The organism is Escherichia sp. E14V7, assembly GCF_004212225.1.
Taxonomy (GTDB): domain Bacteria; phylum Pseudomonadota; class Gammaproteobacteria; order Enterobacterales; family Enterobacteriaceae; genus Escherichia.
In genome coordinates this window covers 250,795-276,276 of the sequence record NZ_RHJJ01000010.1, presented here as the reverse complement: position 1 = coordinate 276,276, position 25,482 = coordinate 250,795, and the positions used below count along the sequence as shown (strand labels likewise).

The following is a 25,482-nucleotide window of genomic DNA, read 5'->3' as shown; positions in this document are numbered from 1 at the left end:
ACCTCCTTATTTGCAGTTATGACAATCATGCAAGCAAAGGGGAAAAGCAGCTATCAGACAGAAGATGAAAAGCGTGGGAATAGCTGGAAATACTTAAGGATTCGGAGGAGTCTGAAGGAATGCCTGATGCGACGCTTAACGCGTCTTATCAGGCCTACCGCTCGTACCATTTGTCCAGGGCGGATGAGGCGTTTACGCCACATCCGCCAGTGTACGTCGATTAATGCAACTTCAAACGCGGACGGATAACGCGGTTGATACTGCCCACCAGCATCATTAATCCGGTTTTAAAGTAGCCATGCAGCGCAATCTGATGCATTCGGTATAGCGAGATGTACACAAAGCGCGCAATTCGTCCTTCAATCATCATTGAACCGCGCGTCAGGTTACCCATCAGGCTACCGACGGTGGAGAAGTTGGACAGCGATACCAGCGAACCGTGATCCTTATACTGATAATTTTTCAGCGGTTTACCGTTCATCTGCGCCAGAATGTTGTTCATTGCGCAGGTCGCCATCTGATGTGCGGCCTGAGCGCGCGGCGGTACAAAGCCCCCTTCCGGACGCGGGCATGACGCACAGTCGCCAATAGCGTAAATGTCTGGATCGCGCGTGGTTTGCAGCGTCGGTTCCACCACCAGTTGGTTAATACGGTTGGTTTCAAGACCACCAATATCTTTCAGGAAATCTGGTGCTTTTATCCCGGCAGCCCACACCATCAGATCGGCCTGAATATATTCACCATCTTTAGTGTGCAAACCGCCTTCATCGGCACTGGTAACCATAGTTTGCGTCAGCACGCGAACGCCCAGTTTCGTTAACTCATTGTGAGCCGCAGCAGAGATACGCGGCGGTAACGCTGGCAAAATTCGCTCTCCCGCTTCCACCAGAGTAACGTTCAGGGCTTCGTTGGTCAGCCCTTTGTAACCGTAACTGTGCAGTTGTTTCACGGCATTGTGCAATTCGGCAGAGAGCTCTACGCCGGTCGCGCCGCCGCCAACAATCGCAATATTCACTTTGCCATTGGCGCCCAGGTTAGCAGAAAACTTCAGGAACAGATTCAGCATCTCCTGATGGAAACGACGTGCCTGATGCGGGTTATCAAGGAAAATGCAGTTCTCTTTTACGCCCGGCGTGTTGAAATCGTTAGAGGTGCTACCCAGCGCCATCACCAGCGTGTCGTAAGCAATTTTCCGCTCTGGAACTAACAATTCACCTTTTTCGTCGCGCAGTTCAGCAATGGTGATTGTTTTCGCTTCACGATCGATATCAACCACAGAACCCAGCTGAAACTGGAAACCATGATTACGCGCATGGGCCAGATAGCTCAGCGCATCAACGCCTTCATCGAGCGATCCGGTCGCCACTTCGTGCAGCAACGGTTTCCACAGGTGACTATGGTTACGATCGACCAACGTAATTTTGGCTTTTTTCTTGCGCCCCAGCTTATCTCCAAGCTGTGTTGCCATTTCCAGCCCACCAGCACCGCCGCCGACAATCACAATTTTTTTCAATGGCGTAGTCAACGTGACCCCCTTAAATTTATTAACCAATTGTTAATTAATGGTTATTAACATAGCTCTTAATTAACAACAGGTTACAGCAATGAAAATGTTCTTCGCTATTGAGAATAACATGAATGGTGCATTGGTCATACCAAAATTGATGTTAATCAAGTTTTGTTGCTGAAAAGATAGGCGGATTTACCTGTTGAGATCAAAAAACAGAGTTTATTGTTTACTATTTGAGCTAATTCGGAAGGGTTATATAGCGTGAGGCGTGTATGGAGGGCGTTTGCCAGGCCTGATACGATGCGCAGCATCGCATCAGGCATTGGTGCTCGGCTGTCGGATGCGGCGTGAACGCCTTAATCCGGGTCGCATCAGGTACCGACAAGGTTACCTGATGCGACGATGCCAATTAACCGAGGGTTTTGAATGCTTTAATGCGCTGCAAATGCGGAGAGATATTTTTGAATTTGTGCGTCTGCTCTTCGTCCCAGACAATCTCGTAATAATGATGCAGCTCTTCAGATGTCCGCTGACTGTTAAGCGCTTCATCGTGACGCGACAAAATCACCAGGCAACGATCGCGATTCTTCTCACGGAAGTTGGTCACACACTTGGTGGCAATATCGGCATACTCTTCCGGGCGATCAATCTTCCCTTCCATGTTCTCATAAGGGAACAAATTGGGGTTGAAGATCACCTGGCGAATATCACAGAGAAAACCAATCCGCTCTGCCCAATAACCGCCCAGACCAACACCACAAATGAGCGGGCGCTCATCGACGTTCAGTTGCAGCATTTTGTCCACTTCTTTGAGCAAATGCTGCATATCATGTTTCGGATGCCGCGTGCTGTAGCTTATTAGCCGTACATCCGGGTCAATAAACTGCAATTGTAAGACTTTCTCGTGGTTACCCGGACTGTTAGAGTCAAAACCGTGCAAATAGATAATCATCGCTTCCTCACATAAGCCAGGGTTAGTGACCTGCCTTCTCTTCCTGCCAGCGTTCATGTAACTGATTCAGACGGGCGCTGATCTCTTTCCAGCGAACCGAGTCCATCAGTTCCTGTCGCGAAAATGAACCTTTATGATACAAACGTGTAACACGTTCTGCCTTGATCGGTGACAGATTATCTAACACGCTGACGGCCCCTTTACGATTATTGCAGACCAGGATCATATCGCAACCTGCATCCAGTGATGCCTGTCCACGCTCGGCATAACTGCCCATAATCGCGGCACCTTCCATCGATAAATCGTCAGAGAAAATCACGCCGTCAAACCCCAGCTCCTGACGTAAAACAGTTTTCAGCCAGTGGGGAGAACCGCTCGCCGGACGCAGATCAACATCGCTGTAGATCACATGCGCGGGCATAATGGCATCGAGTTTATTTTCGCGAATTAACGTACTGAAAACCGACATATCTTTGGCACGAATTTCCGCTTGCGGGCGTGGGTCGCACGGCGTCTCTTTGTGTGAATCTGCAGTTACGGCACCGTGACCAGGAAAATGTTTACCGGTGGTTTTCATTCCGGCTTCATGCATCCCATCAATAAACCGACTGGCGATTGCGAGGGCTTTTTCTGGATCGGCATGATAAGAACGTTCACCAATCGCCGCGCTGATATGTCCTACGTCCAGCACTGGTGCAAAGCTGATATCAATATCCATAGCGATCATTTCGCTGGCCATCAGCCAACCTGCCTCTTGCGCCAGTTTGCCCCCCTCTTCCATACCTAACAGCGCAGCGAATGATTGTGCTGCCGGTAAGCGGGTAAAACCGTCACGAAAACGCTGCACACGTCCACCTTCCTGATCCACCGCCACCACCAGGTGATTGCGTGAAGCTGCGCGGATCTGGCGTACCAGTTCGCGCAACTGTGCTGGATCATGATAGTTACGTGTAAAGAGAATCAGCCCTCCCACCAGCGGATGCGCAAGTATTTCGCGCTCTTCCGCGTCCAGTTCATAACCTTCAACATCCAACATTACTGGACCCACACTGCTCTCCTTATTATTTTATTGATAGCTGCCGCCAGGTGTCATTGGCCAGCCTGATAAATTGTTGATCGCTGGTTTGTTGCCAGCGGTACTCAAACCACCCTGCTTTCAGCATCAGTAACCAGGGAAACCAGCGCCTGACCTGATGCCACAAATGCGCCGGATTAATATTCGCCCGCGCGGCATAGTCATTAACTAATTGCCGGTGCTGCTCACTATTTTCCACCCACACCGCCGCCAGTTCCAGAGCGATATCACCATCACCGGCATACTCCCAGTCGATGAGCTTTAGCCCTGACGAGGTATAGACTAAGTTCCCTGCATGAACATCCATATGCAACGGGCTTAAACGTAATGGCTGTGGTTCCCGTATTTTGCGCAGACGTTTTAATAGTTGCAGCCAACCCACTGTCCGCCGCGCCGGATCGCTTCGCTGCCAGTACCGTTCCAGTAACGGCAGCAAGGTTATTCGCCAGCCAAAACGCGGTTGTTGATGCAGATAATACAGCAAGCCTGCCAGTTCGTCGGTATCCGGCAATTGCGTTTTTACCTCGCCGGGCAAATAGTCGACCACCATCCAGCCACGGAGATAGAGATGTGGCTTTGGTGCAAGGTATGCCGGTAATCGTGATAACGCCCGGTACTGGCGCAGAAACACGGACTGCGGCGCATCAGGATCGTGAGTCTGACGCACAACAAAACGCTGATCCTGATGTTCAATGAGAAAACTCCCGCCGCTAAGTCCACTGTTAAACGTCGCGACGGGGTGATACTGCGGGAAATAGCGCGACAATAACTCGTCGCGCGTGATGGGATTATTGTTGCTGAACGGCACCTTTACCTGACCAGATAATTTCGCCCGTCTGCACCAGCATCAACTGCATTTGCAGGGTCGGAGCGTTAACGTTGCCAGAGGCGCTGGAGTACAGCACGTAATGAGCCCCCACGTTGCGAGCAATACCAATGGCTTTACTACGGGTGCCTAAGCTATCCTGCGGCGACAAACCTAACTGCTGCTTGGCCATCGAAAGCTGCTGGGCGGAAACGAGGGTAAATTTACCGTTATTAGCCAGTGCATTGCGCAGCGTTTCTGTCGCTTCCCCGGTATTCAAAGAACCATTGGTGCGGTTATTGACGCTATCAACCAGCAAGACGCTACCTGCGGTCACGCCATCGGCCCCAAGCATCTTACCGACCATCGGCTGCATTGCGCCATTCCAGTCATAATGACGAATATGCGGCGCAGGCGGTGCGGTTTGGTCTTCGTGCTCAATTGGCCCTGGCTGCTCCGGGATCGTCGGCACTGATGGCACTGTGGGTACTGTGGGTACTGGCTGTTGCGGCTCAGCCGGTTGCTCCGGCGCAGGTTTTACTTCTTCTACCGGTGCGGGTTCACGTGGCCCCACACACCCGGCAAGAAACATCGCCAGCGCGGTGATTAAAGCGTAGCGACTCATTTTTGTCATCAAGATTCACCCCTTACAAATAAAGATAAAGTCTGACTTTGTGCGCCCCAAGAAAATTGGCGCTGCCGTACAGAGTCACCGCTGAACGAGCGGGAATGGTGACGCTGCGCGGCGTTTCCAGAGGGTGCATCTCAAGCCCCCTGGCGTCATACCAGTAAAAACGATAATGAACGGTAACGGGTTCTTGCCTTTCGTTATAAAGCGTCGAGGATGCTGAAGGCTGAATATCAGACATTGAAAGAACGGGCTTTTCTGCGCTAATGCCCGCTGCCAGCAAAGATGACTCCATCACCAGTGACTGTTCATCATTCACCGGAATTTCCGGATGCGAACGACAACCGACCAGCAATAGCAACGCCAAAGACGCCAGTCCAAAGCATCCTTTTCTCATCGTTACAGGCCTTTATGCGCCAGCATTGGTCCCAACGGACGGCCACCCAGCAGGTGCATATGAATGTGATAGACCTCTTGTCCGCCATGACGGTTGGTATTCATGATCAAACGATAGCCATCTTCGGCAATACCTTCTTGCTCAGCAATTTTTGCCGCTACGGTTATCATACGCCCCAACGCCTGCTCATGCTCGGCAGACACGTCGTTCACGGTAGGGATAAGGATATTTGGAATGATCAGAATATGCGTTGGCGCTTGCGGCGAAATATCGCGAAACGCCGTTACCAGCTCATCCTGGTAGACGATATCGGAGGGGATCTCACGACGAATAATTTTGCTGAAAATAGTTTCTTCTGCCACGACATTTTCCTTTTTCAAATTGCCATGCGTTGCGCCATGCTACGCCGCGCTACACTGCGAGTATAGAGTATGGTCGAGTTAAACCTGCTCTTTCAACCTTAAGCCACGATTTATTAAGCAAAAAATCGTTTTACTGCCGTTTACATCGCCATTATTCCCATTTTTGCCTATGAATGGGCCGAAAACACCTTTTCTCTTTGGTTTAGATAATAACAGGGATATCGGCGACAAGGCCCTTCCTGCTACCACCAGCATTGCTTTGACAGTTTCCTTCCACTGCCGGGCAAAATTGCTATGCGCAGGTGGAACTGTTCGCCTGTTATCAGGCAACCCCAAACGTCTCATTGCTGGAAATAATCTGCTCGACAAAACCTACGATATCAACGTGAAAGGAACTATCGTCCCGGGCGCAACACGCAATTTAATGATGACCGGTCTGATTAGCGGCTGTAAAAAAGGCAGCCATTCGGCTGCCTCAGTCTCCCCAACGTCTTACGGATTAGTTGTTGCGGATGTACTCATCCATTTCGGTTTTCAGGTTATCGGATTTCGTACCGAAAATCGCCTGAACACCGGAACCAGCAACCACTACGCCCGCTGCGCCCAGTTTCTTCAGGCCAGCCTGATCCACTTTGGACACATCAGCGACGCTAACACGCAGACGGGTAATACATGCGTCAAGGTTAGTGATGTTTTCTTTACCACCAAATGCAGCAACCAGAGCCGGTGCCATTTCGCTGGTGCCGGTAGCTTTCGCATCTTCAGTTGCGTCTTCACGGCCCGGGGTTTTCAGATCCAGAGCTTTAATCAGCACGCGGAAGATGGTGTAGTAAACAATCGCATAACCGATACCGACAATCGGGAACAGCCACAGCTTGCTGCTGTTACCAGACAGTACGATGAAGTCGATCAGGCCGTGCGAGAACGACGTACCATCGCGCATACCCAGCAGGATACAGATCGGGAATGCCAGACCTGCCAGAATCGCGTGGATGATGTACAGGATCGGCGCAACGAACATGAAGGAGAACTCGATTGGCTCGGTAATACCGGTCAGGAACGAGGTCAACGCCGCGGAAATCATGATACCGCCCACTTTAGCGCGGTTTTCTGGTTTAGCAGAGTGCCAGATAGCAATCGCGGCAGCCGGCAGACCGTACATTTTGAACAGGAAGCCGCCAGACAGTTTACCCGCGGTCGGGTCACCCGCCATATAACGCGGAATGTCACCGTGGAATACCTGACCTGCGGCGTTGGTGTATTCACCGATCTGCATCTGGAAAGGTACGTTCCAGATGTGGTGCAGACCAAACGGTACCAGGCAGCGTTCGATGAAGCCGTAAATGCCAAACGCAACTACCGGGTTCTGGTAAGCAGCCCACTGGGAGAAGGTCTGAATGGCGGAACCAATTGGCGGCCAAATAAAGGACAGCACAACGCCAGTAAAGATGGCAGCCAGGCCAGAAATGATCGGCACAAAGCGTTTACCGGCAAAGAAGCCAAGATACTCAGGCAGCTTAATACGGTAGAAACGGTTAAACATGTACGCTGCGATCGCACCGGAGATGATCCCCCCGAGTACGCCCGTATCCGCCAGGTGTTTAGCGGCGATTTCTTCAGCAGGTAAATGCAGTACCAGCGGCGCAACCACGGCCATGGTTTTTACCATGATGCCATAGGCAACAACTGCGGCCAGCGCGGATACGCCATCGTTATTGGTAAAGCCGAGGGCGACACCAATTGCAAAAATCAGTGGCATGTTTGCAAAAACGGAACCGCCCGCTTCTGCCATAACATGCGATACAACGGCGGGCAGCCAGCTGAAATTCGCGGAACCGACGCCAAGCAGAATACCTGCGATAGGCAGTACGGATACCGGCAGCATCAGCGATTTACCGACCTTTTGCAGGTTAGCAAATGCATTCTTAAACATAATTGAGAGTGCTCCTGAGTATGGGTGCTTTTAACGTTCTCACGCGTGGCAAGGGGGGGAGAACCTTGCCGTGTACAGGGCGTCTAAGCGCCCTTTATTTATTACACAGAGTAAAATAATTCATGGCCGATTTGTTTGACGGCTATCACGTTTCAACTTCGGACCTTTAGCGAAGTTGCACGTATTGACAAAATAAATGCCATAATGCGTCAAACATGGTTATTCACCGCCCAATTTGCGGCGGTGAACTTTACTCGTTTTAGTAATTAATTACGAGCCTTAAAATAAATTCATTTAACGGATGGATTGAAGGCGGGAAGCGTCGATGTGAAACAGGCGGGCGAAGTTATCGGTGGTTACCTGCGCCAGCTCTTCAACGGCAACACCTTTCAACACAGCCATGTATTCAGCAACATCACGAACCATTGCAGGTTGATTCTCTTTTCCTCGATGCGGCACAGGTGCCAGATAAGGCGCGTCAGTTTCGACCAGTAACCGGTCGAGCGGCACATAACGCGCGGCATCACGTAGTTGTTCTGCATTACGGAAGGTCACAATGCCGGAGAAGGAGATGTAAAATCCAAGATCCAGTAATTTGCCTGCCGTTTCTCTGTCCTCTGTAAAACAGTGTAGTACGCCACCGCAATCCGTCACCTTTTCTTCGCGCAGAATTGCCAGCGTATCGGCGCGGGCGTCACGCGTATGGACAATAACCGGCTTGTTCAGTTCACGACCAATCTGGATATGGTGGATGAAAGACTCTTGCTGACGCACTTTAGTTTCCGGCGTGTAATAATAATCCAGCCCGGTTTCCCCAAGGGCAACAACGCCCTCTTCCGCCGCAAGGCGGCGTAAATCTTCCACATCATAGGGATCGTTCTGGTTGAGCGGATGCACACCGCAAGAAAATACGACATTGTCACGTTCGCCTACCAGATCCCGCATATGCAGATAACCCGGTAATGTCGTGGCGACCGCCAGACAAAATTTCACATCGCGCGCAGCGGCTTTTGCCAGAACGTCATCCACGTCCTTATGCAAAGATTCATAATCCAGACCATCGAGATGGCAGTGTGAGTCGACTAAAAACATGATGTCTCTCTTAAAGATGAGGAACCGGTAGCACAACGCCCGGTTGCAGGTAATGCTCAATACGCAGTAAAAGATCGGTGATGAGAAGCTCGCGGTTTACGCCAGTGACAGAAATTAACTGCTCACGGGTGTGACAAACATCCCCCAGTATAGCCTGCAGGCGCGCGGGAGAAAGCTGGTTTGCCAGCGCAGCAACAACGCCCGGCACATCAACATTGGTAACCTGCGAAGCGCCATACTTGCGCTTGAGCGCGTCCATCATCAGGGTTGCCAGCCAGTGCAGACGCGCCGGAGCTTGTTCATGATTAAGTGTCGGCAACAGGGAATACCAGTCGCCAGATTGCACACTGTGAGCCAACGCCTGGCAAAGTGTTTCGCGGGCCTGCCAGGTATCTCCCTGAAACAACGCCAACGCCGCGCCAGGCGAACCGGCGCTTAAGCGCAGTGCGGCAAGTAACGCGTCCTGTGACATTGTCACTTCACGTGAAAGCCAGGTCACGGCGTACTGTTCTGGCGGTGGTGCGAGGTAATGTAGCCGACAACGACTACGTAATGTCGCCAGTAAACGTTCAGGCTCCCGGGTAGCAAGGAAAAACCAGGTTTCTGCCGGCGGCTCTTCCAGTGTTTTTAGCAAAGCGTTCGCCGCAGCGTCGGTCAGCAAGGCGGCATCGGTTATCCAGACAACCTTAGCACCGCCTAAACGCGCGTGTTCATTCAGTTTTTCAGTGACTTCACGCACCGCATCAATGCCCAGCGCGTTCTTCCCTTTTTCGGGAGCAAGGGTGTAATAGTCGGGATGAGTTCCCGCCTGCATCAACTGACATCCACGACAGTGGCCGCAGCTTTTATGCCCCTCTGGTTGTTGGCACAGGAGGTAACGGCTTAACGCGTAGATTAAGGCGTCATCGCCCATGCCAGGTAACGCCTGAATGAGTAGCGCATGGTGACCCCTTCCGGCCTGATAGCTGGCTACCAGTTTCTCGAAATCGGGTCTTAACCACGGATACCATCTCATGCGTTATGTTCCTTAACCCAGTGAGTCACGGTGGTGCGAATCGCCTCCATCACTGATTCCAGTGGCTGAGTGGCATCAATGGTGTAAATGCTTTTATCCTGTGCCGCCAGTTCAAGATAGCGGGCGCGAGTACGATTAAAGAAATCGAATGACTCTTGCTCAATGCGGTCCAGTTCGCCACGCGCACGGGCGCGTTTTAGCCCCACTTCTGGGGTCACATCAAGATAAAGCGTCAAGTCAGGACGAAAATCCCCCAGAACAGCATCACGCAGCGTTGCCAGCATATGCTGGTCAATGCCACGACCACCGCCCTGATATGCCTGAGTGGAGAGATCGTGCCGATCGCCAATCACCCAGGTGCCTTTCGCCAGCGCCGGTTTGATGACAGTTTCCACCAACTGAACGCGCGCGGCATAAAACATCAGTACTTCGGCTTTATCGGTAATGACTTCATCGCCTACCGATTTGATATCCAGCACCAGGCTTCTTAATTTTTCCGCCAGCTGCGTACCGCCGGGTTCTCGAGTGAAAACCATGTCGCGGATCCCCAGTTGCTCAAGCGTCTCAACCACCACGTTTCGCGCGGTGGTTTTGCCTGCGCCTTCCAGCCCTTCAATGACGATATACTTACTGCGCATTTTTTTCCTTAAGCACTTTCAGGTAATCCTGCACAGACTTGTTATGACTGGCAAGGTTGGTATTAAACGTGTGACCACCTTTACCATCGGCCACAAAATAGAGATACGGCGTTTTCGCCGGATGCGCAGCAGCCTTCAGCGAATCCGCCCCCGGCGTAGCAATCGCGCCTGGCGGCAGACCAGTAATGGTGTAGGTGTTATACGCTGTCGGCGTTTCCAGATCTGCACGAGAAAGTTTGCCATTATAACGCTCTCCCATCCCGTAAATCACCGTCGGGTCGGTTTGCAGGCGCATGCCGATACGTAAACGGTTGATAAATACTGAGGCAACCTGATCGCGCTCGCTGGCAACGGCGGTTTCTTTTTCGATTATCGACGCCATCGTTACCAACTGGTTTTTATCTTTATACGGCAGACCATCCGCTCGCCCATCCCAGGCGCTATCGACCGCTTTCACCATTTTCTTGTGCGCTCGTTTGAGTAACGCGACATCAGTGGTATTAGCGGTATACATCCAGGTGTCTGGCCAAAACCAGCCTTCAATCCAGTCCGGATTTTCAAGTTCCAGGGCCTGCGCCACGGTAGCGTATTTATCGTCGCTTAACGTGTGCGTGATATAGGGTGCCTCACGCAATTGTTTGAGGTAGTCGCTCAGACGCATCCCTTCTACCAGGCGTAGCGGAAACTGCGCTTCTTTCCCGCTTTTCAGCAGCTGTAACATTTCGCGCACGGTCATCTGCGGCGTAAAGCGATAAGTCCCGGCTTTGAAATGGGAAAGGTCCGGCTCAATACGCAGCAACCACTGAAAGACGCGGGGGCGATTGATGATTTTATCGGCATACAATTGTTCACCGAGAGCCATTCTTCCGGTTCCAGGTTTCAGGGTGAATATCGTCTCTTCTTTAATAAGTAATTTGCTGTCGGCAAGATGGCGAACCTTCCAGACGCCCACACCAGCGGCGATACCCAGTACCATCAGCAATAACAGGATAATCAATAACACTTTTTTCATGACTAATTCGGGTGCTCACAAAGTGGGGCTAAATATTCATATAGCGTTGTTGACGAAAAGAAGACATCGTCACAGGCACGCACAGGCATAACTGGCATCAGCGCATTACAAACCATCACTTCATCTGCCTGCATTACATCTTCCAACGAGGCTTGCACTTCGGCAATCTGATAGGAGGATTGTGCCAGTAAACGGATACAGAATTGTCGCATAATACCGTTAACTCCAGCCTGATCCAGACGCGGCGTGTAGACCACGTTGCCTTTACGCCAGAACAAATTAGCTGCACAGCATTCCGTAACCCACCCTTCACTGTCAAGAACCAGCGCCTCGTCGGCGTTTGTCTGCTCAAGATGAGAGCGAATCAACACTTGCTCAAGACGATTAAGATGTTTAATTCCCGCAAGATGAGGATTGCGTCCCAGGCGTACCGGGCTTAGTGCCAGCAGCATTCCCTCTTTGCGTAAGCGGTCGTAATGCGTTGGGTAAGCCGTAACTGAGAGCATGCGCGTTGCCGGTCCGCTGTTTAACGTACTGTAACCTCGCCCACCACTGCCACGACTGATCACCACTTTCAGCACTCCATTCTGCTGCTCTGCCGCCAGAGTTGCCATCTCGTGCTCAAGCTGCACCCAGAAGTCACAAACGATCATTAACCGCTGACAGGCTTCCTGTAGTCGCGTAATGTGCGCGGATAATAAGCTGACTTTACCGTCGATAATTCTGGCTGTCGTGAAACAGCCATCGCCAAATTGTATGGCCCGATCGCTTGCTGCCAGCGAATCCTGTTTATGACCGTTAATTAAGAACATACCGGCTCCTTATAATAGGATTGTAAGTGTGGCAGCATGTTCACTGCGGAACAAGTCTGAATAAAATCTAAGAAAAAAGGCCCGCAAGCGGACCTTTTATGTAGGTGGGAAATGGCGACTTAGATCTTTTTGAAGATCAAAGAACCATTGGTGCCACCGAAGCCGAAGGAGTTACACAGGGTGTATTCCATTCCGCTGACCTGACGCGCTTCATGCGGCACAAAATCCAGATCGCAACCTTCATCCGGGTTATCCAGGTTGATGGTCGGCGGAACAGCCTGATCGCGCAGCGCCAGGATGGAGTAGATAGACTCTACTGCACCTGCTGCACCTAACAGGTGACCGGTCATGGATTTCGTGGAGCTTACCAGCACACGGCTTGCAGCTTCACCGAAGATAGTTTTCACGGCCTGCGCTTCAGCTTTATCGCCAGCTGGCGTAGAAGTACCGTGCGCATTCACGTAGCCAATCTGGCCAGGCTCAATTCCTGCGTCACGCAGAGCATTTGCCATTGCCAGTGCTGCGCCTGCGCCGTTTTCCGGCGGCGACGTCATATGGTAAGCATCGCTGCTCATACCAAAGCCGACGAGTTCAGCGTAAATTTTCGCACCGCGTTTTTTCGCGTGTTCGTACTCTTCAAGTACCAGCATACCGGCGCCATCGCCCAGTACGAAACCATCACGCTCTTTATCCCACGGACGGCTAGCCGCTTGCGGGTTATCATTGCGGGTAGATAATGCACGTGCCGCGCCAAAACCACCAACGCCCAGCGGCGTACTGGCTTTCTCTGCGCCACCTGCAACCATCACGTCAGCATCGCCATACGCGATAATACGCGCAGCTTGACCGATGTTGTGCACGCCAGAAGTACAGGCGGTCGCGATAGAAATGCTTGGGCCACGCAGGCCATACATGATAGTCAGGTGACCTGCCACCATGTTCACAATCGTTGACGGAACGAAGAATGGGCTGATCTTACGCGGACCACCGTTCATCAGAGATGTGTGGTTTTCTTCGATCAGTCCGAGGCCGCCAATCCCGGAGCCAATTGCGGCACCAATGCGGGTTGCGTTCTCTTCCGTTATTTCAAGGCCAGAATCCTGCATGGCCTGAACGCCAGCGACAATTCCATATTGAATGAAGGCATCCATCTTGCGCTGTTCTTTGCGCGAGATAATGTCCTCACAGTTAAAATCCTTTACTAAGCCAGCAAATTTCGTTGCATAGGCGCTAGTATCGAAATGGTCGATTAGGCTGATGCCACTCTGACCGGCAAGCAGAGCTTTCCAGGTAGACTCTACGGTATTGCCGACAGGAGACAACATGCCCAGTCCGGTCACAACTACACGACGCTTAGACACGTTTGTCCTCCAGGGAGGGAAAAAAATGATTCTAGTGGGACAAAAAAGAAAAAACTCAGGCGGTCGAACGACCGCCTGGAGATGTTCACTTACGCCTGGTGGCCGTTGATGTAATCAATGGCAGCCTGAACGGTGGTGATTTTCTCAGCTTCTTCGTCCGGAATCTCAGTATCAAACTCTTCTTCCAGAGCCATTACCAGCTCAACGGTGTCAAGAGAATCCGCGCCCAGGTCTTCAACGAAAGAAGCATTGTTGGTAACTTCTTCCTGCTTAACGCCCAGCTGTTCGCCGATAATTTTCTTAACGCGTTCTTCGATAGTGCTCATACTCTTAAATTTCCTATCAAAACTCGCTTTCGCGATGGTTTTCGTAGTGTATAAAATGTTGAAAAATTTGCAACTAAATCCCGGCAGGTCTTACCACGATTTTGCGTTATTTTGAGGCCATACCCCCCAACAACGCAAATCATTTTGCACTTATTATTACTCATAACCACGCAGACTGCGCGCAACATGAGCATTTTGTGCAAATCGCGGTCAGACCATGTACATCCCGCCGTTCACATGCAAAGTTTCACCCGTGATGTAAGCTGCTTCGTCGGATGCCAGGAATGCAACCGCGTTGGCGATTTCCTGTGCGCCGCCGAGGCGACCCGCAGGAACCTGCGCCAGGATACCCGCACGCTGGTCATCGCTCAGCGCACGTGTCATGTCCGTTTCAATAAAGCCCGGAGCAACAACGTTTACAGTAATACCGCGTGACGCAACTTCGCGCGCCAGTGATTTACTGAAGCCGATCAAGCCCGCTTTCGCCGCAGCGTAGTTGGCCTGACCGCCATTTCCCATGGTACCAACCACAGAACCGATAGTGATAATACGACCATGACGCTTTTTCATCATAGCGCGCATTACCGCTTTTGACAGACGGAAAACAGATGAAAGGTTGGTTTCGATAATATCGTTCCACTCATCATCTTTCATTCGCATTAACAGGTTATCACGAGTGATACCGGCATTATTGACCAGGATATCGACTTCACCAAATTCTGCGCGAATTTTTTCCAGAACAGATTCGATAGATGCCGGGTCGGTCACATTCAACATCAGACCTTTACCGTTGGCGCCTAAATAATCACTGATCGCCTGAGCGCCGCTTTCACTGGTCGCAGTACCGATAACTTTCGCGCCACGAGCCGCGAGCGTTTCAGCGATTGCACGGCCAATCCCGCGGCTAGCACCGGTTACCAGTGCGATTTTTCCTTCAAAATTCATGTTGTTCCTCTTTTAAAGCTCGAGCGCCGCTGCCATCGCTGAAGGTTCGTTCAGCGCCGAGGCGGTCAGGGTGTCGACAATACGTTTCGTCAGGCCAGTAAGCACTTTGCCCGGTCCCACTTCATAAAGATGCTCAACGCCTTGCGCTGCCATGTATTCAACGGATTTCGTCCATTGAACCGGGTTATACAACTGACGTACCAGTGCATCACGAATGGCATCGCCATTGGTTTCGCATTTGACATCAACGTTATTCACAACCGGAACGGTCGGCGCGTTAAAGGTGATTTTCGCTAATTCAACCGCCAGTTTGTCGGCAGCGGGTTTCATCAGCGCACAGTGAGAAGGTACGCTCACCGGCAACGGCAGCGCACGTTTCGCGCCCGCAGCTTTACAGGCAGCGCCAGCACGTTCAACCGCTTCTTTGTGACCAGCAATAACCACCTGGCCCGGAGAGTTGAAGTTTACCGGAGAAACGACCTGACCTTCTGCTGCATCTTCACAAGCTTTCGCAATAGACGCATCATCCAGACCGATGATTGCCGCCATTGCGCCAGTTCCTTCCGGTACGGCTTCTTGCATGAACTTGCCGCGCATCTCAACCAGACGTACCGCATCAGCAAAATCAATCACACCAGCGCAAACCAGCGCGGAGTATTCACCCAGGCTGTGACCGGCCATCATCGCCGGTGCTTTACCGCCCTGCTGCTGCCATACACGGTACAGTGCAACAGAGGCAGTTAACAGTGCTGGCTGAGTTTGCCAGGTTTTATTCAGTTCTTCGGCTGGCCCCTGCTGGGTCAGCGCCCACAGGTCATAGCCCAGCGCCGCAGAAGCTTCAGCAAAGGTTTCTTCGACAATTGGATAGCTCGCCGCCATATCAGCCAGCATGCCAACGGTTTGAGAACCCTGACCAGGGAACACAAATGCAAATTGCGTCATGTTTAAATCCTTATCCTAGAAACGAACCAGCGCGGAGCCCCAGGTGAATCCACCGCCAAAGGCTTCAAGCAGAACCAACTGCCCCGGCTTAATACGCCCGTCGCGTACGGCTTCATCCAGCGCGCACGGTACAGAAGCGGCAGAGGTATTACCATGGCGGTCCAGCGTCACGACGACATTGTCCATTGACATGCCGAGTTTTTTCGCCGTTGCGCTGATAATACGCAGGTTCGCCTGATGTGGAACCAGCCAGTCCAGTTGGGAACGGTCAAGATTATTTGCTTCCAGCGTCTCATCAACGATGTGCGCCAGCTCCGTTACCGCAACCTTGAAGACTTCGTTGCCCGCCATGGTCAGATGAATTGAATTCTCTGGATTCACGCGGTCGGCGTTTGGCAGCGTCAGCAATTCACCATAACTACCGTCGGCATGCAGATGGGTAGAGATGATTCCCGGCTCTTCAGAGGCAGCCAACACCGCAGCGCCCGCGCCATCGCCAAAAATGATAATGGTCCCACGATCGGTGGGATCGCAGGTGCGCGCCAGTACATCGGAACCGACGACCAGAGCATACTTCACCGCGCCAGATTTCACGTATTGATCGGCCACGCTCAATGCATAGGTGAAACCTGCGCAGGCTGCGGCAACGTCAAACGCCGGGCAGCCTTTGATGCCCAGCATGCTTTGGATCTGACATGCTGCGCTCGGGAAGGCGTGGGTGGCAGAAGTCGTTGCCACAACAATCAGGCCAATCTGGTCTTTATCGATGCCTGCCATTTCAATTGCACGCGTTGCCGCTTCAAAACCCATGGTTGAAACGGTTTCGTTTGGCGCAGCAATATGGCGTTCGCGAATACCGGTACGAGTAACAATCCACTCGTCAGAAGTATCCACCATTTTTTCCAGATCGGCGTTTGTCCGCACTTGTTCGGGCAGATAGCTGCCAGTACCAATAATCTTCGTATACATGTACGCTCAGTCACTTTTCGGTTATATACCGTCACTTGCAAACTGCGAGTTCGCTGGCAGCGCCCTGCTACCGCAGAGTTCCGCTTTTGCCATCGTCCAGCAGCTCAAAACCAGCTGGGTATACAGATTTCAGGCGAGCGGCAATTCGCTGAGGAACTTGTCGCTGCACCGCCTGCACTGCCTGTTCAATCGCGACCGCAAAAGCTCGCTGATTGGCCGCACCATGACTTTTTATCACCGTGCCGCGCAATCCTAACAGACAGGCGCCGTTATACTGGTCGGGGTTGAGGTGACTGAATCGCCTCGTCAGGCTCTTTTGTAGCCAACGCTTTAATAACAGTAGCCACCACGACCGTTTTTTTCCTTCACCCTGAGATTTCAGCAGAGAAAGGAACATCCTGACAACACCTTCCATCGTCTTTAATGTGACATTTCCTGTAAAGCCGTCACAGACCAGCACATCTGTCTTGCCAGTTAATAACTCATTGGCTTCAAGATAGCCGATGTAATTGATAGAAGGGATTGTTTTCAGCACAGCTGAGGCATCCTGAATGCTGTCAAGACCCTTCACTTCTTCTTCACCAATATTGAGCAACGCCACGCGAGGGTTGGGAATTTCCACCACCTCTTCAGCCAAAACAGAGCCCATAATGGCGAATTGCACCAACATCGTGCTATCACAATCGACGTTGGCCCCTAAATCAAGGACCACCGTTTTGCCCTTTTGCTGATGCGGCAGCACCGTCACCAACGCAGGACGCTCAATCCCCTCAAGGGGCTTGAGTAATAATTTTGCCAGTCCCATCAACGCTCCGGTATTACCAGCGCTGACGCAGGCTTGTGCTCTACCTTCTTTAACCAGCTCCAGCGCCACGCGCATTGAGCTACCGCGACTGGCGCGAATAGCTTGCGAAGGCCGGGCATCACTGGCGATAACTGACTGCGCAGGGATAATCTGCAGACGCGAACGTTGTTCAAAGTCAGCTTTAGCAAGTAATGGCGTGATGGCGTCGGGATTACCGACTAAAAGAAGAGTGAGTTGCGAATTAGAATTCAGTGCCTGCAAAGCTGCAGGCACTGTCACGGAAGGACCGAAATCCCCTCCCATGACATCTAACGCCAGGGTTAGACGTGTCAAGGTATCGTCGCCGCCCGGTTTGGTCTTTCCCCAGTTGCCTGGGGAAAATCCTCACTAAGCTTCATCACGCAGACGCGTGATTACTTAGCGATGACCTTGCGGCCGCGGTAGTAACCGTCGGCAGTGATGTGGTGACGCAGGTGTTTTTCACCAGAAGTTTTGTCTACAGACAGGCTGGTGACTGCGGTCAGCGCGTCATGGGAACGACGCATGCCACGTTTGGAACGGGTTGGTTTATTCTGTTGTACGGCCATGGACCTTACTCCTCAATTACGGTTTATCCCCGATCCAACGGGGAGCACCAATTACTTACGCTTTAAGCTGGCTAATACGGCAAATGGGTTTGGCTTTTGCGCTTCTTCAGGCAGTTCACCAAAGACCATGTCCGCTTCGGACACTTCACAGTGTTCAGAATCATGCACCGGAACTACCGGCAAGGCGAGGATGATTTCATCTTCAACCATTGCAAGCAGATCGATTTCACCGAATTCGTTAACCTCAATCGGTTCATACGCTTCCGGCAGTGCTTCAGCCTGTTCGTCTGAACGCACAGGACTAAAACAATACGTTGTGTAGACCTGATGAGTAAACGGCTTCCCGCAACGCTGACACTCGAGCGTTACCGTCACCTTCGCATCGCCGTTTAACACCGCGAGACGTTGGTTATCGATAGCGAACGACATGGAGCATTCCACATCACTGTCCACACTGACCACAGATTCGGCGACGCGCTCAACCTGATCAGGAGTATAAATACCCTGGTAATCAAGGCGTTTTTGAGCCGTACGAACCGGATCGAGAGTCAGGGGTAATTTTACCTTTTGCATAGGGCGCGCATATTAACTTTGTAACGTCATAGAGTCAAAGAAAAAGGCAGCCTGTGGTTGCCTTTTGCCAATAATTCGCACACATTGCGGGTTACTGCTTTATTTTCGTTCAGTGCTGACAACGAACATCAACCTGCAAAACGAAGCGCATAGTTTAAAATGGCTATCATCAATACGCTATATCTGATGGAAAAAAATATGCCTAAACTTATTTTAGCCTCCACATCGCCCTGGCGCCGCGTCCTACTGGAAAAACTGCAAATCTCTTTCGAATGTGCCGCGCCGGAGGCCGACGAAACCCCGCGCAGCGATGAATCACCGCGCCAGTTGGTGCTTCGACTGGCGCAGGAAAAAGCGCAATCCCTGGCGTCACGTTATCCGGATCATTTAATTATTGGTTCTGATCAGGTGTGTGTACTGGACGGTGAAATCACTGGCAAACCGTTAACGGAAGAAAATGCCCGTCTGCAATTACGTAAAGCCAGTGGCAATATTGTCACCTTCTATACCGGGCTGGCGCTGTTTAATTCGGCGAATGGGCATCTGCAAACAGAAGTTGAACCTTTTGACGTCCATTTCCGTCACCTGAGCGAGGCGGAGATTGATAATTACGTGCGTAAAGAACATCCCCTGCACTGCGCAGGCAGCTTTAAGAGTGAAGGGTTTGGTATTACGCTGTTTGAGCGCTTAGAGGGGCGTGACCCTAACACGCTGGTTGGTTTGCCGCTTATCGCGCTCTGTCAGATGTTGCGCCGGGAAGGGCAAAACCCGCTGATGGGATAATTTTATGGGCCGGACGCGTTTACGCCGCATCCGGCAATTGGTGCTGACTGCCTGATGCGGCGAAAATGCCTTATCAGGCCTACCGCCGACTACCAGGTTTATATGCTCGCATTAACGCGTGTTACGCAGTTTCTGCAAACAACGCTTCAAACCATTATCCATTGGCGCTTCGATACGCATCACCTCACCGGTCCCCGGATGCGTAAATTTCAACGCCGCCGCATGCAGGAACAAACGATTTAACCCCGTTCCCGATTCAGTTAGTTGTTTATCGAATTCACGGTCGCCGTAACGATCGTCAAACGCTATCGGATGACCGGCATACTGAGTATGCACACGGATCTGATGAGTACGTCCGGTAACCGGGCTACAACGCACCAGGGTGGCAAACGCATAGCGTTCCTCCACTTTAAAACGCGTTTCGGATGGTTTACCTTCCTGACTCACACGCACAATACGCTCACCGCTTTGCAAAATATTCTTCAATAACGGCGCTTGTACACTCTTCACGTGTGACTGCCACTGGCCGCGCACCAGCGCCAGGTAATCTTTCTGCATGCCTTTTTCACGTAACTGCTCATGCAGCGAACGTAACGCCGAGCGTTTTTTCGCCACCAGCAGCACGCCTGAAGTGTCTCTGTCGAGTCGATGCACCAGTTCGAGGAACCGCGCTTCAGGGCGCAACGCCCGCAAACCTTCAATAACGCCGAAACTTAAACCACTGCCGCCATGTACCGCCGTGCCGGACGGTTTATTCAGCACCAGAATATGATCATCTTCATATAAGATGACATCCGCCAGCGCCGCCACTTTTTGCAGATGTGGCGACACCGCATCTTCTTCCCGTTCGGCAACGCGAACTGGCGGAATACGCACTTCGTCGCCAGCTTCGAGTTTATATTCAGGTTTAATACGTTTTTTGTTCACCCGTACTTCACCTTTACGCAAAATACGGTAGATCATACTTTTTGGTACGCCTTTCAGTTGGGTACGCAAAAAATTATCGATACGTTGCCCTGCTTCGTCAGCAGTGATAGCAACGATTTTTACGGATGGAGTCTCTGTTTTCATGGTGGGCGATTCTAAATAGCCAGCAGGATTCGCGCCACTCATTTTTCTATGCTTATATTTAGTTTTGCACCTTATTACTTCGCAGGGTGATCACCTAATTGGTGGTTATTAAACCAATCGCCAGCAAGAAGTGAAAAAACTGTGAGTAAGTGGGTGATAAATGGTAAAAGTCATCTTGCTATAACAAGGCTTGCAATGGAATAATGAGAACGTTTCCGTGTCCAACCTTGTTAAAACAAGAAATTTTACGGAATAACCCATTTTGCCCGACCGATCATCAACGCAGCAATGGCGTAAGACGTATTGATCTTTCAGGCAGTTAGCGGGCTGCGGGTTGCAGTCCTTACCGGTAGATGGAAATATTTCTGGAGAGTAATACCCAGTCTGTTTCTCTGATAATTGCGCTGTTTTTCCGCATGAAAAACGGGCAACCGACACTCTGCGCCTCTTTGAGCTGACGATAACCGTGAGGTTGGCGACGCGACTAGACACGAGGCCATCGGTTCACACCCGGCAAGGCGTTACTTTGCCCGCAGCTTAGTCGTCAATGTAAGAATAATGAGTAAGTTACGATGAAAAGAATGTTAATTAACGCAACTCAGCAGGAAGAGTTGCGCGTTGCCCTTGTAGATGGGCAGCGTCTGTATGACCTGGATATCGAAAGCCCGGGGCATGAGCAGAAAAAAGCTAACATCTACAAAGGTAAAATCACCCGCATTGAACCGAGTCTGGAAGCTGCTTTTGTTGATTACGGCGCTGAACGTCACGGTTTCCTCCCTCTTAAAGAAATTGCCCGCGAATATTTCCCAGCTAACTACAGTGCTCATGGTCGCCCCAACATTAAAGATGTGTTGCGTGAAGGCCAGGAAGTTATTGTTCAGATTGATAAAGAAGAGCGCGGCAACAAAGGGGCTGCGCTGACCACCTTTATCAGCCTGGCGGGTAGCTATCTGGTTCTGATGCCGAACAACCCGCGCGCGGGTGGCATTTCTCGCCGTATTGAAGGCGACGACCGTACCGAATTAAAAGAAGCACTGGCAAGCCTGGAACTGCCGGAAGGCATGGGGCTTATCGTGCGCACCGCTGGCGTCGGCAAATCTGCCGAGGCGCTGCAATGGGATTTAAGCTTCCGTCTGAAACACTGGGAAGCGATCAAAAAAGCCGCTGAAAGCCGCCCTGCTCCGTTCCTGATTCACCAGGAGAGCAACGTAATCGTTCGCGCATTCCGCGATTACTTACGCCAGGACATCGGCGAAATTCTTATCGATAATCCGAAAGTGCTCGAACTGGCGCGTCAGCATATCGCTGCATTAGGTCGCCCGGATTTCAGTAGCAAAATCAAACTGTACACCGGTGAAATTCCGCTGTTCAGCCACTACCAGATTGAATCCCAGATTGAGTCCGCCTTCCAGCGTGAAGTCCGTCTGCCGTCTGGTGGCTCCATTGTTATCGACAGCACCGAAGCGTTAACCGCCATCGACATCAACTCCGCACGTGCAACTCGCGGCGGCGATATCGAAGAAACTGCGTTTAACACCAACCTGGAAGCTGCTGATGAAATTGCTCGTCAGCTGCGTTTGCGTGACCTCGGTGGTCTGATTGTTATCGACTTCATCGACATGACGCCAGTACGCCACCAGCGTGCGGTAGAAAACCGTCTGCGTGAAGCGGTGCGTCAGGACCGTGCGCGTATTCAAATCAGCCATATTTCTCGCTTTGGCCTTCTGGAGATGTCCCGTCAGCGCCTGAGCCCGTCGCTGGGTGAATCCAGTCATCACGTTTGTCCGCGTTGTTCCGGTACTGGCACCGTGCGTGACAATGAATCCCTGTCGCTCTCTATTCTGCGTCTGATTGAAGAAGAAGCGCTGAAAGAGAACACCCAAGAAGTCCACGCCATTGTTCCTGTGCCAATCGCTTCTTACCTGCTGAACGAAAAACGTTCTGCGGTAAATGCCATTGAAACTCGTCAGGACGGCGTACGCTGTGTGATTGTACCAAACGATCAGATGGAAACTCCGCACTACCACGTGCTGCGCGTGCGTAAAGGGGAAGAAACGCCGACCTTAAGCTACATGCTGCCGAAACTGCATGAAGAAGCGATGGCGTTGCCGTCTGAAGAAGAGTTCGCTGAACGTAAGCGCCCGGAACAACCTGCACTGGCAACCTTTGCTATGCCGGATGTGCCACCAGCGCCAGCTCCGGCTGAACCTGTAGCGCCTGCAGCAGCCCCGGCACCTAAAGCGGCACCAGCAACGCCAGCAGCTCCGGCACAACCGGGTCTGTTGAGCCGCCTTTTCAGTGTACTGAAATCGCTGTTCAGTGGCGGTGAAGAAACCAAATCGGTCGAGCAACCTGCACCAAAAGAGGAAGCGAAACCGGAACGCCAACAGGATCGCCGTAAGCCTCGTCAGAACAACCGCCGTGACCGTAATGAACGCCGCGACACGCGTAACGAACGTACGGAGGGTAGCGATAATCGCGAAGAGAACCGTCGTAATCGTCGCCAGGCGCAGCAGCAAACGGCTGAGACGCGTGAGAGCCGTCAGCAGGCTGATGTAACGGAAAAAGCGCGTACCACAGACGAACAGCAAGCGCCGCGTCGTGAACGTAGCCGCCGCCGTAACGATGATAAACGTCAGGCGCAACAAGAAGTGAAGGCGCTGAATGTTGAAGAGCAATCTGTTCAGGAAACCGAACAGGAAGAACGTGTACGTCCGGTTCAGCCGCGTCGTAAACAACGTCAGCTGAATCAGAAAGTGCGCTATGAACAAAGCGTTGCGGAAGAAGTGGTCACCGCACCGGTGGTTGAAGAAACTGTCGCTGCCGAGCCGGTTACTCAGGAAGCGCAAGCCCCGAGCACTGAACTGGTGAAAGTACCGCTGCCAGTCGTAGCGCAAACTGCGCCGGAACAGCAAGAAGAGAACAATGCCGACAACCGTGACAACGGTGGCATGCCGCGTCGTTCTCGCCGTTCGCCTCGTCACCTGCGCGTGAGTGGTCAGCGTCGTCGTCGCTATCGTGATGAGCGTTATCCAACCCAGTCGCCAATGCCGTTGACCGTAGCGTGCGCGTCTCCGGAACTGGCCTCTGGCAAAGTCTGGATCCGCTATCCAATTGTACGTCCGCAAGATGTACAGGTTGAGGAGCAACGCGAACAGGAAGAAGTGCAGGTGCAGCCGATGGTGACAGAAGTCCCTGTTGCTGCCGCTGTCGAACCTGTTGTTGCTGCGCCGGTTGTTGAAGAGGTGGCTGAAGTTGTAGAAACACCTGTTCAGGTTGCAGAACCGCAACCAGAAGTTGTTGAAACAACGCATCCTGACGTGATTGCCGCAGCGGTAACAGAACAGCCTCAGGTGATTGCCGAGGCCGATGTTGCCGTAGCGCAGGACGTTGCAGAGCACGCAGAACCGGTAGTTGAACCGCAGGAAGAGACGGCAGACATTGAAGAAGTTGCCGAAACTGCCGAGGTTGTGGTTACCGAACCTGAAGTTGTCGCTCAACCTGCCGCCCCGGTCGTCGCTGAAGTCGCAGCTGAAGTTGAAACGGTAGCTCCTGTTGTATCCGAGGTAATCGTTGAACATAACCACGCTACCGCGCCGATGACGCGCGCTCCGGCACCGGAATATGTTCCGGAAGCACCGCGTCACAGTGACTGGCAGCGCCCAAGCTTTGCCTTTGAAGGTAAAGGTGCCGCAGGTGGTCATGCGGCAACACATCATGCATCTGCTGGCCCTGCGCGTCCGCAACCTGTTGAGTAAAACTTAACTCAAAGTGATCAAGCCCTGGCAACCGCCGGGGCTTTTTATTTCAGTGAATGACATCAACGCAGATCAGTATCGGTGAACTCATAGCAAAAAAATGCCCGCCCCGGCGATCCCAGAGCAGGCAGACAAAACATACCCAGTTTCATGATATGTTTTAAAGCGAGCTTATTTGTTGAGTTGGAAGAGTGACAATCCCTGCATATCGGTAAATGCTTTATACGATGCCTGCAATGCCGTTTGCTGCATGATGTAAGAGGAAATAGTTGCATTCCAGTCCACATCAACCAGATCGCTCATCTGCTGCGTTTGCCCTAAAGCGCGATCGCTTCCTAATGAATCCAGCGACTCCAGTTCATTCAGTTGCGTGCCGAGTTCCGCGCGTACGGTCAGGACATTATTCAGTGAGTTTTTCAGGCCACGGTTGGTTTTATCCAATGCCGCAGCGGCGGTTTCTTTATCCGCTTCGCTATCTGCGACTGGCGTTTTTAGCGCCGCGATGGCGCTATCCAGCATAGCAAACAGGTTAGTTTCAGAATCGCTACCGTCAGGTTCCGCTACCGCGTTGCTGGTGATACTGTTGAAAATTTTGTCACCGGTATGCCCTATCACCATTGAGCGAGAGGCATCGACCTGCTGCTTAATACTTTCTGTTCCGCCGACATAATCACCGTCAGCCTCACTAAACGGCGCGGATTCTGTTTTATAACCGGCAAAAATGTAGCGCCCGTTCCCATCCGTGGTATTCGCCAGGTTTAACAACTGGTCGCGGATCCCCTGAATATCCGTTGCCAACGATGCCCGGTCATCATCACTTAACGTGCCGTTGCTGGCATAAACAATTTTTTCCTGGGCATTCTGGATTGCCGTCGTCACCTGGCCAAGCACGCTTTCTTCCAGCGACACCTTTTGGGTTGCAAAAGTCCGCGCCAGTGTGTACTGGCTGTTTTGCGCCTGCGCCTGGGAGAGAACTACGGCTTGTGATGCTGCAATGGGATCGTCAGAAGGGTTAACGACTCGCTTACCCGTCGACATCTGTTCGCCGTACTTCATCCATTCCGCCTGAGAATTGGTGATACCACGCATATTTTGCTGGTACATCATCTGGGTACTGAAACGCATCTTATC

Annotated in this window: 25 protein-coding genes; 2 read left to right on the top strand and 23 right to left on the bottom strand. The window is 51.8% G+C overall.

Annotated features, from left to right (window positions below):
• Nucleotides 1-220: 220 nt before the first annotated feature.
• The 21 genes from ndh to yceD all read right to left on the bottom strand — a co-directional run bounded on the left by ndh (nucleotide 221) and on the right by yceD (nucleotide 18,739).
• The gene (gene ndh / locus D9741_RS12495) at nucleotides 221-1,525 is read right to left on the bottom strand and encodes an NADH-quinone dehydrogenase (RefSeq protein WP_064528597.1); all 1,305 of its coding nucleotides are present in this window, start codon (nucleotides 1,523-1,525) and stop codon (nucleotides 221-223) included.
• A 394-nt stretch (nucleotides 1,526-1,919) separates the two neighbouring features.
• Complete coding sequence (gene ycfP / locus D9741_RS12490; protein ID WP_075331716.1) at nucleotides 1,920-2,462, bottom strand: alpha/beta hydrolase YcfP; 543 nt, start codon at nucleotides 2,460-2,462, stop codon at nucleotides 1,920-1,922.
• 22 nt (nucleotides 2,463-2,484) lie between these two features.
• Nucleotides 2,485-3,510 (bottom strand): beta-N-acetylhexosaminidase, encoded by a 1,026-nt coding sequence (gene nagZ / locus D9741_RS12485; RefSeq protein WP_130215914.1) that lies wholly within the window; start codon nucleotides 3,508-3,510, stop codon nucleotides 2,485-2,487.
• 13 nt (nucleotides 3,511-3,523) lie between these two features.
• A complete protein-coding gene (gene thiK / locus D9741_RS12480; protein ID WP_130215912.1) occupies nucleotides 3,524-4,345 on the bottom strand; it encodes a thiamine kinase in 822 nt (273 codons plus the stop codon).
• Nucleotides 4,326-4,976 (bottom strand): penicillin-binding protein activator LpoB, encoded by a 651-nt coding sequence (lpoB, locus tag D9741_RS12475; protein WP_130215910.1) that lies wholly within the window; start codon nucleotides 4,974-4,976, stop codon nucleotides 4,326-4,328. The genes thiK and lpoB overlap by 20 nt, the downstream gene beginning before the upstream one ends.
• A 13-nt stretch (nucleotides 4,977-4,989) precedes the next feature.
• On the bottom strand, nucleotides 4,990-5,367 hold the full coding sequence (locus D9741_RS12470) for a YcfL family protein (protein WP_130215908.1): 378 nt from the start codon (nucleotides 5,365-5,367) through the stop codon (nucleotides 4,990-4,992).
• Between the two features lie 2 nt (nucleotides 5,368-5,369).
• A complete protein-coding gene (gene hinT / locus D9741_RS12465; protein WP_054445830.1) occupies nucleotides 5,370-5,729 on the bottom strand; it encodes a purine nucleoside phosphoramidase in 360 nt (119 codons plus the stop codon).
• Between the two features lie 499 nt (nucleotides 5,730-6,228).
• Entirely contained in the window at nucleotides 6,229-7,662 is a 1,434-nt protein-coding gene (gene ptsG / locus D9741_RS12460) for a PTS glucose transporter subunit IIBC (protein ID WP_000475698.1), read from the bottom strand.
• 294 nt (nucleotides 7,663-7,956) lie between these two features.
• A complete protein-coding gene (locus D9741_RS12455; protein ID WP_130205555.1) occupies nucleotides 7,957-8,754 on the bottom strand; it encodes a metal-dependent hydrolase in 798 nt (265 codons plus the stop codon).
• A 10-nt stretch (nucleotides 8,755-8,764) separates the two neighbouring features.
• Nucleotides 8,765-9,769 (bottom strand): DNA polymerase III subunit delta', encoded by a 1,005-nt coding sequence (gene holB, locus D9741_RS12450; protein WP_130215906.1) that lies wholly within the window; start codon nucleotides 9,767-9,769, stop codon nucleotides 8,765-8,767.
• Entirely contained in the window at nucleotides 9,766-10,407 is a 642-nt protein-coding gene (tmk, locus tag D9741_RS12445) for a dTMP kinase (protein ID WP_130205551.1), read from the bottom strand. Before tmk ends, holB begins: the two co-directional genes overlap by 4 nt.
• Nucleotides 10,397-11,419, bottom strand: a complete 1,023-nt coding sequence (gene yceG / locus D9741_RS12440) for a cell division protein YceG (protein WP_130215904.1) — start codon at nucleotides 11,417-11,419, stop codon at nucleotides 10,397-10,399. Before yceG ends, tmk begins: the two co-directional genes overlap by 11 nt.
• 2 nt (nucleotides 11,420-11,421) lie before the next feature.
• On the bottom strand, nucleotides 11,422-12,231 hold the full coding sequence (gene pabC / locus D9741_RS12435; protein WP_130215902.1) for an aminodeoxychorismate lyase: 810 nt from the start codon (nucleotides 12,229-12,231) through the stop codon (nucleotides 11,422-11,424).
• Between the two features lie 119 nt (nucleotides 12,232-12,350).
• Nucleotides 12,351-13,592, bottom strand: coding sequence for a beta-ketoacyl-ACP synthase II (gene fabF, locus D9741_RS12430; protein WP_130205545.1), 1,242 nt, complete (start codon nucleotides 13,590-13,592; stop codon nucleotides 12,351-12,353).
• Nucleotides 13,593-13,681: 89 nt separating this feature from the next.
• A complete protein-coding gene (gene acpP, locus D9741_RS12425; protein ID WP_000103754.1) occupies nucleotides 13,682-13,918 on the bottom strand; it encodes an acyl carrier protein in 237 nt (78 codons plus the stop codon).
• Nucleotides 13,919-14,128: 210 nt separating this feature from the next.
• Nucleotides 14,129-14,863: a 3-oxoacyl-ACP reductase FabG gene (fabG, locus tag D9741_RS12420; RefSeq protein WP_001008542.1), complete on the bottom strand. Its 735-nt coding sequence runs from the start codon at nucleotides 14,861-14,863 to the stop codon at nucleotides 14,129-14,131.
• 12 nt (nucleotides 14,864-14,875) lie between these two features.
• Entirely contained in the window at nucleotides 14,876-15,805 is a 930-nt protein-coding gene (gene fabD / locus D9741_RS12415; protein WP_130215900.1) for an ACP S-malonyltransferase, read from the bottom strand.
• A gap of 15 nt (nucleotides 15,806-15,820) precedes the next feature.
• Nucleotides 15,821-16,774 (bottom strand): beta-ketoacyl-ACP synthase III, encoded by a 954-nt coding sequence (gene fabH, locus D9741_RS12410; RefSeq protein WP_130205541.1) that lies wholly within the window; start codon nucleotides 16,772-16,774, stop codon nucleotides 15,821-15,823.
• Nucleotides 16,775-16,841: 67 nt separating this feature from the next.
• Entirely contained in the window at nucleotides 16,842-17,912 is a 1,071-nt protein-coding gene (gene plsX / locus D9741_RS12405) for a phosphate acyltransferase PlsX (protein WP_074399521.1), read from the bottom strand.
• Between the two features lie 80 nt (nucleotides 17,913-17,992).
• Nucleotides 17,993-18,166 (bottom strand): 50S ribosomal protein L32, encoded by a 174-nt coding sequence (gene rpmF, locus D9741_RS12400; RefSeq protein WP_000290727.1) that lies wholly within the window; start codon nucleotides 18,164-18,166, stop codon nucleotides 17,993-17,995.
• A gap of 51 nt (nucleotides 18,167-18,217) precedes the next feature.
• Nucleotides 18,218-18,739, bottom strand: coding sequence for a 23S rRNA accumulation protein YceD (gene yceD, locus D9741_RS12395; RefSeq protein WP_001174481.1), 522 nt, complete (start codon nucleotides 18,737-18,739; stop codon nucleotides 18,218-18,220).
• 198 nt (nucleotides 18,740-18,937) lie between these two features.
• Between yceD and yceF the strand changes: the two genes are divergently transcribed.
• On the top strand, nucleotides 18,938-19,522 hold the full coding sequence (yceF, locus tag D9741_RS12390; RefSeq protein ID WP_130215898.1) for a 7-methyl-GTP pyrophosphatase: 585 nt from the start codon (nucleotides 18,938-18,940) through the stop codon (nucleotides 19,520-19,522).
• A 111-nt stretch (nucleotides 19,523-19,633) separates the two neighbouring features.
• On the opposite strand, the gene rluC is transcribed toward yceF, so the two are convergent.
• On the bottom strand, nucleotides 19,634-20,593 hold the full coding sequence (rluC, locus tag D9741_RS12385) for a 23S rRNA pseudouridine(955/2504/2580) synthase RluC (RefSeq protein WP_130215896.1): 960 nt from the start codon (nucleotides 20,591-20,593) through the stop codon (nucleotides 19,634-19,636).
• 572 nt (nucleotides 20,594-21,165) lie between these two features.
• Here rluC and rne point away from each other — a divergent pair.
• A complete protein-coding gene (gene rne, locus D9741_RS12375) occupies nucleotides 21,166-24,351 on the top strand; it encodes a ribonuclease E (RefSeq protein ID WP_130215894.1) in 3,186 nt (1,061 codons plus the stop codon).
• Nucleotides 24,352-24,522: 171 nt separating this feature from the next.
• Here the strand turns inward: rne and flgL are convergent, their stop codons facing one another.
• A complete protein-coding gene (gene flgL / locus D9741_RS12370) occupies nucleotides 24,523-25,476 on the bottom strand; it encodes a flagellar hook-associated protein FlgL (protein WP_130215892.1) in 954 nt (317 codons plus the stop codon).
• Nucleotides 25,477-25,482 lie beyond the last annotated feature (6 nt).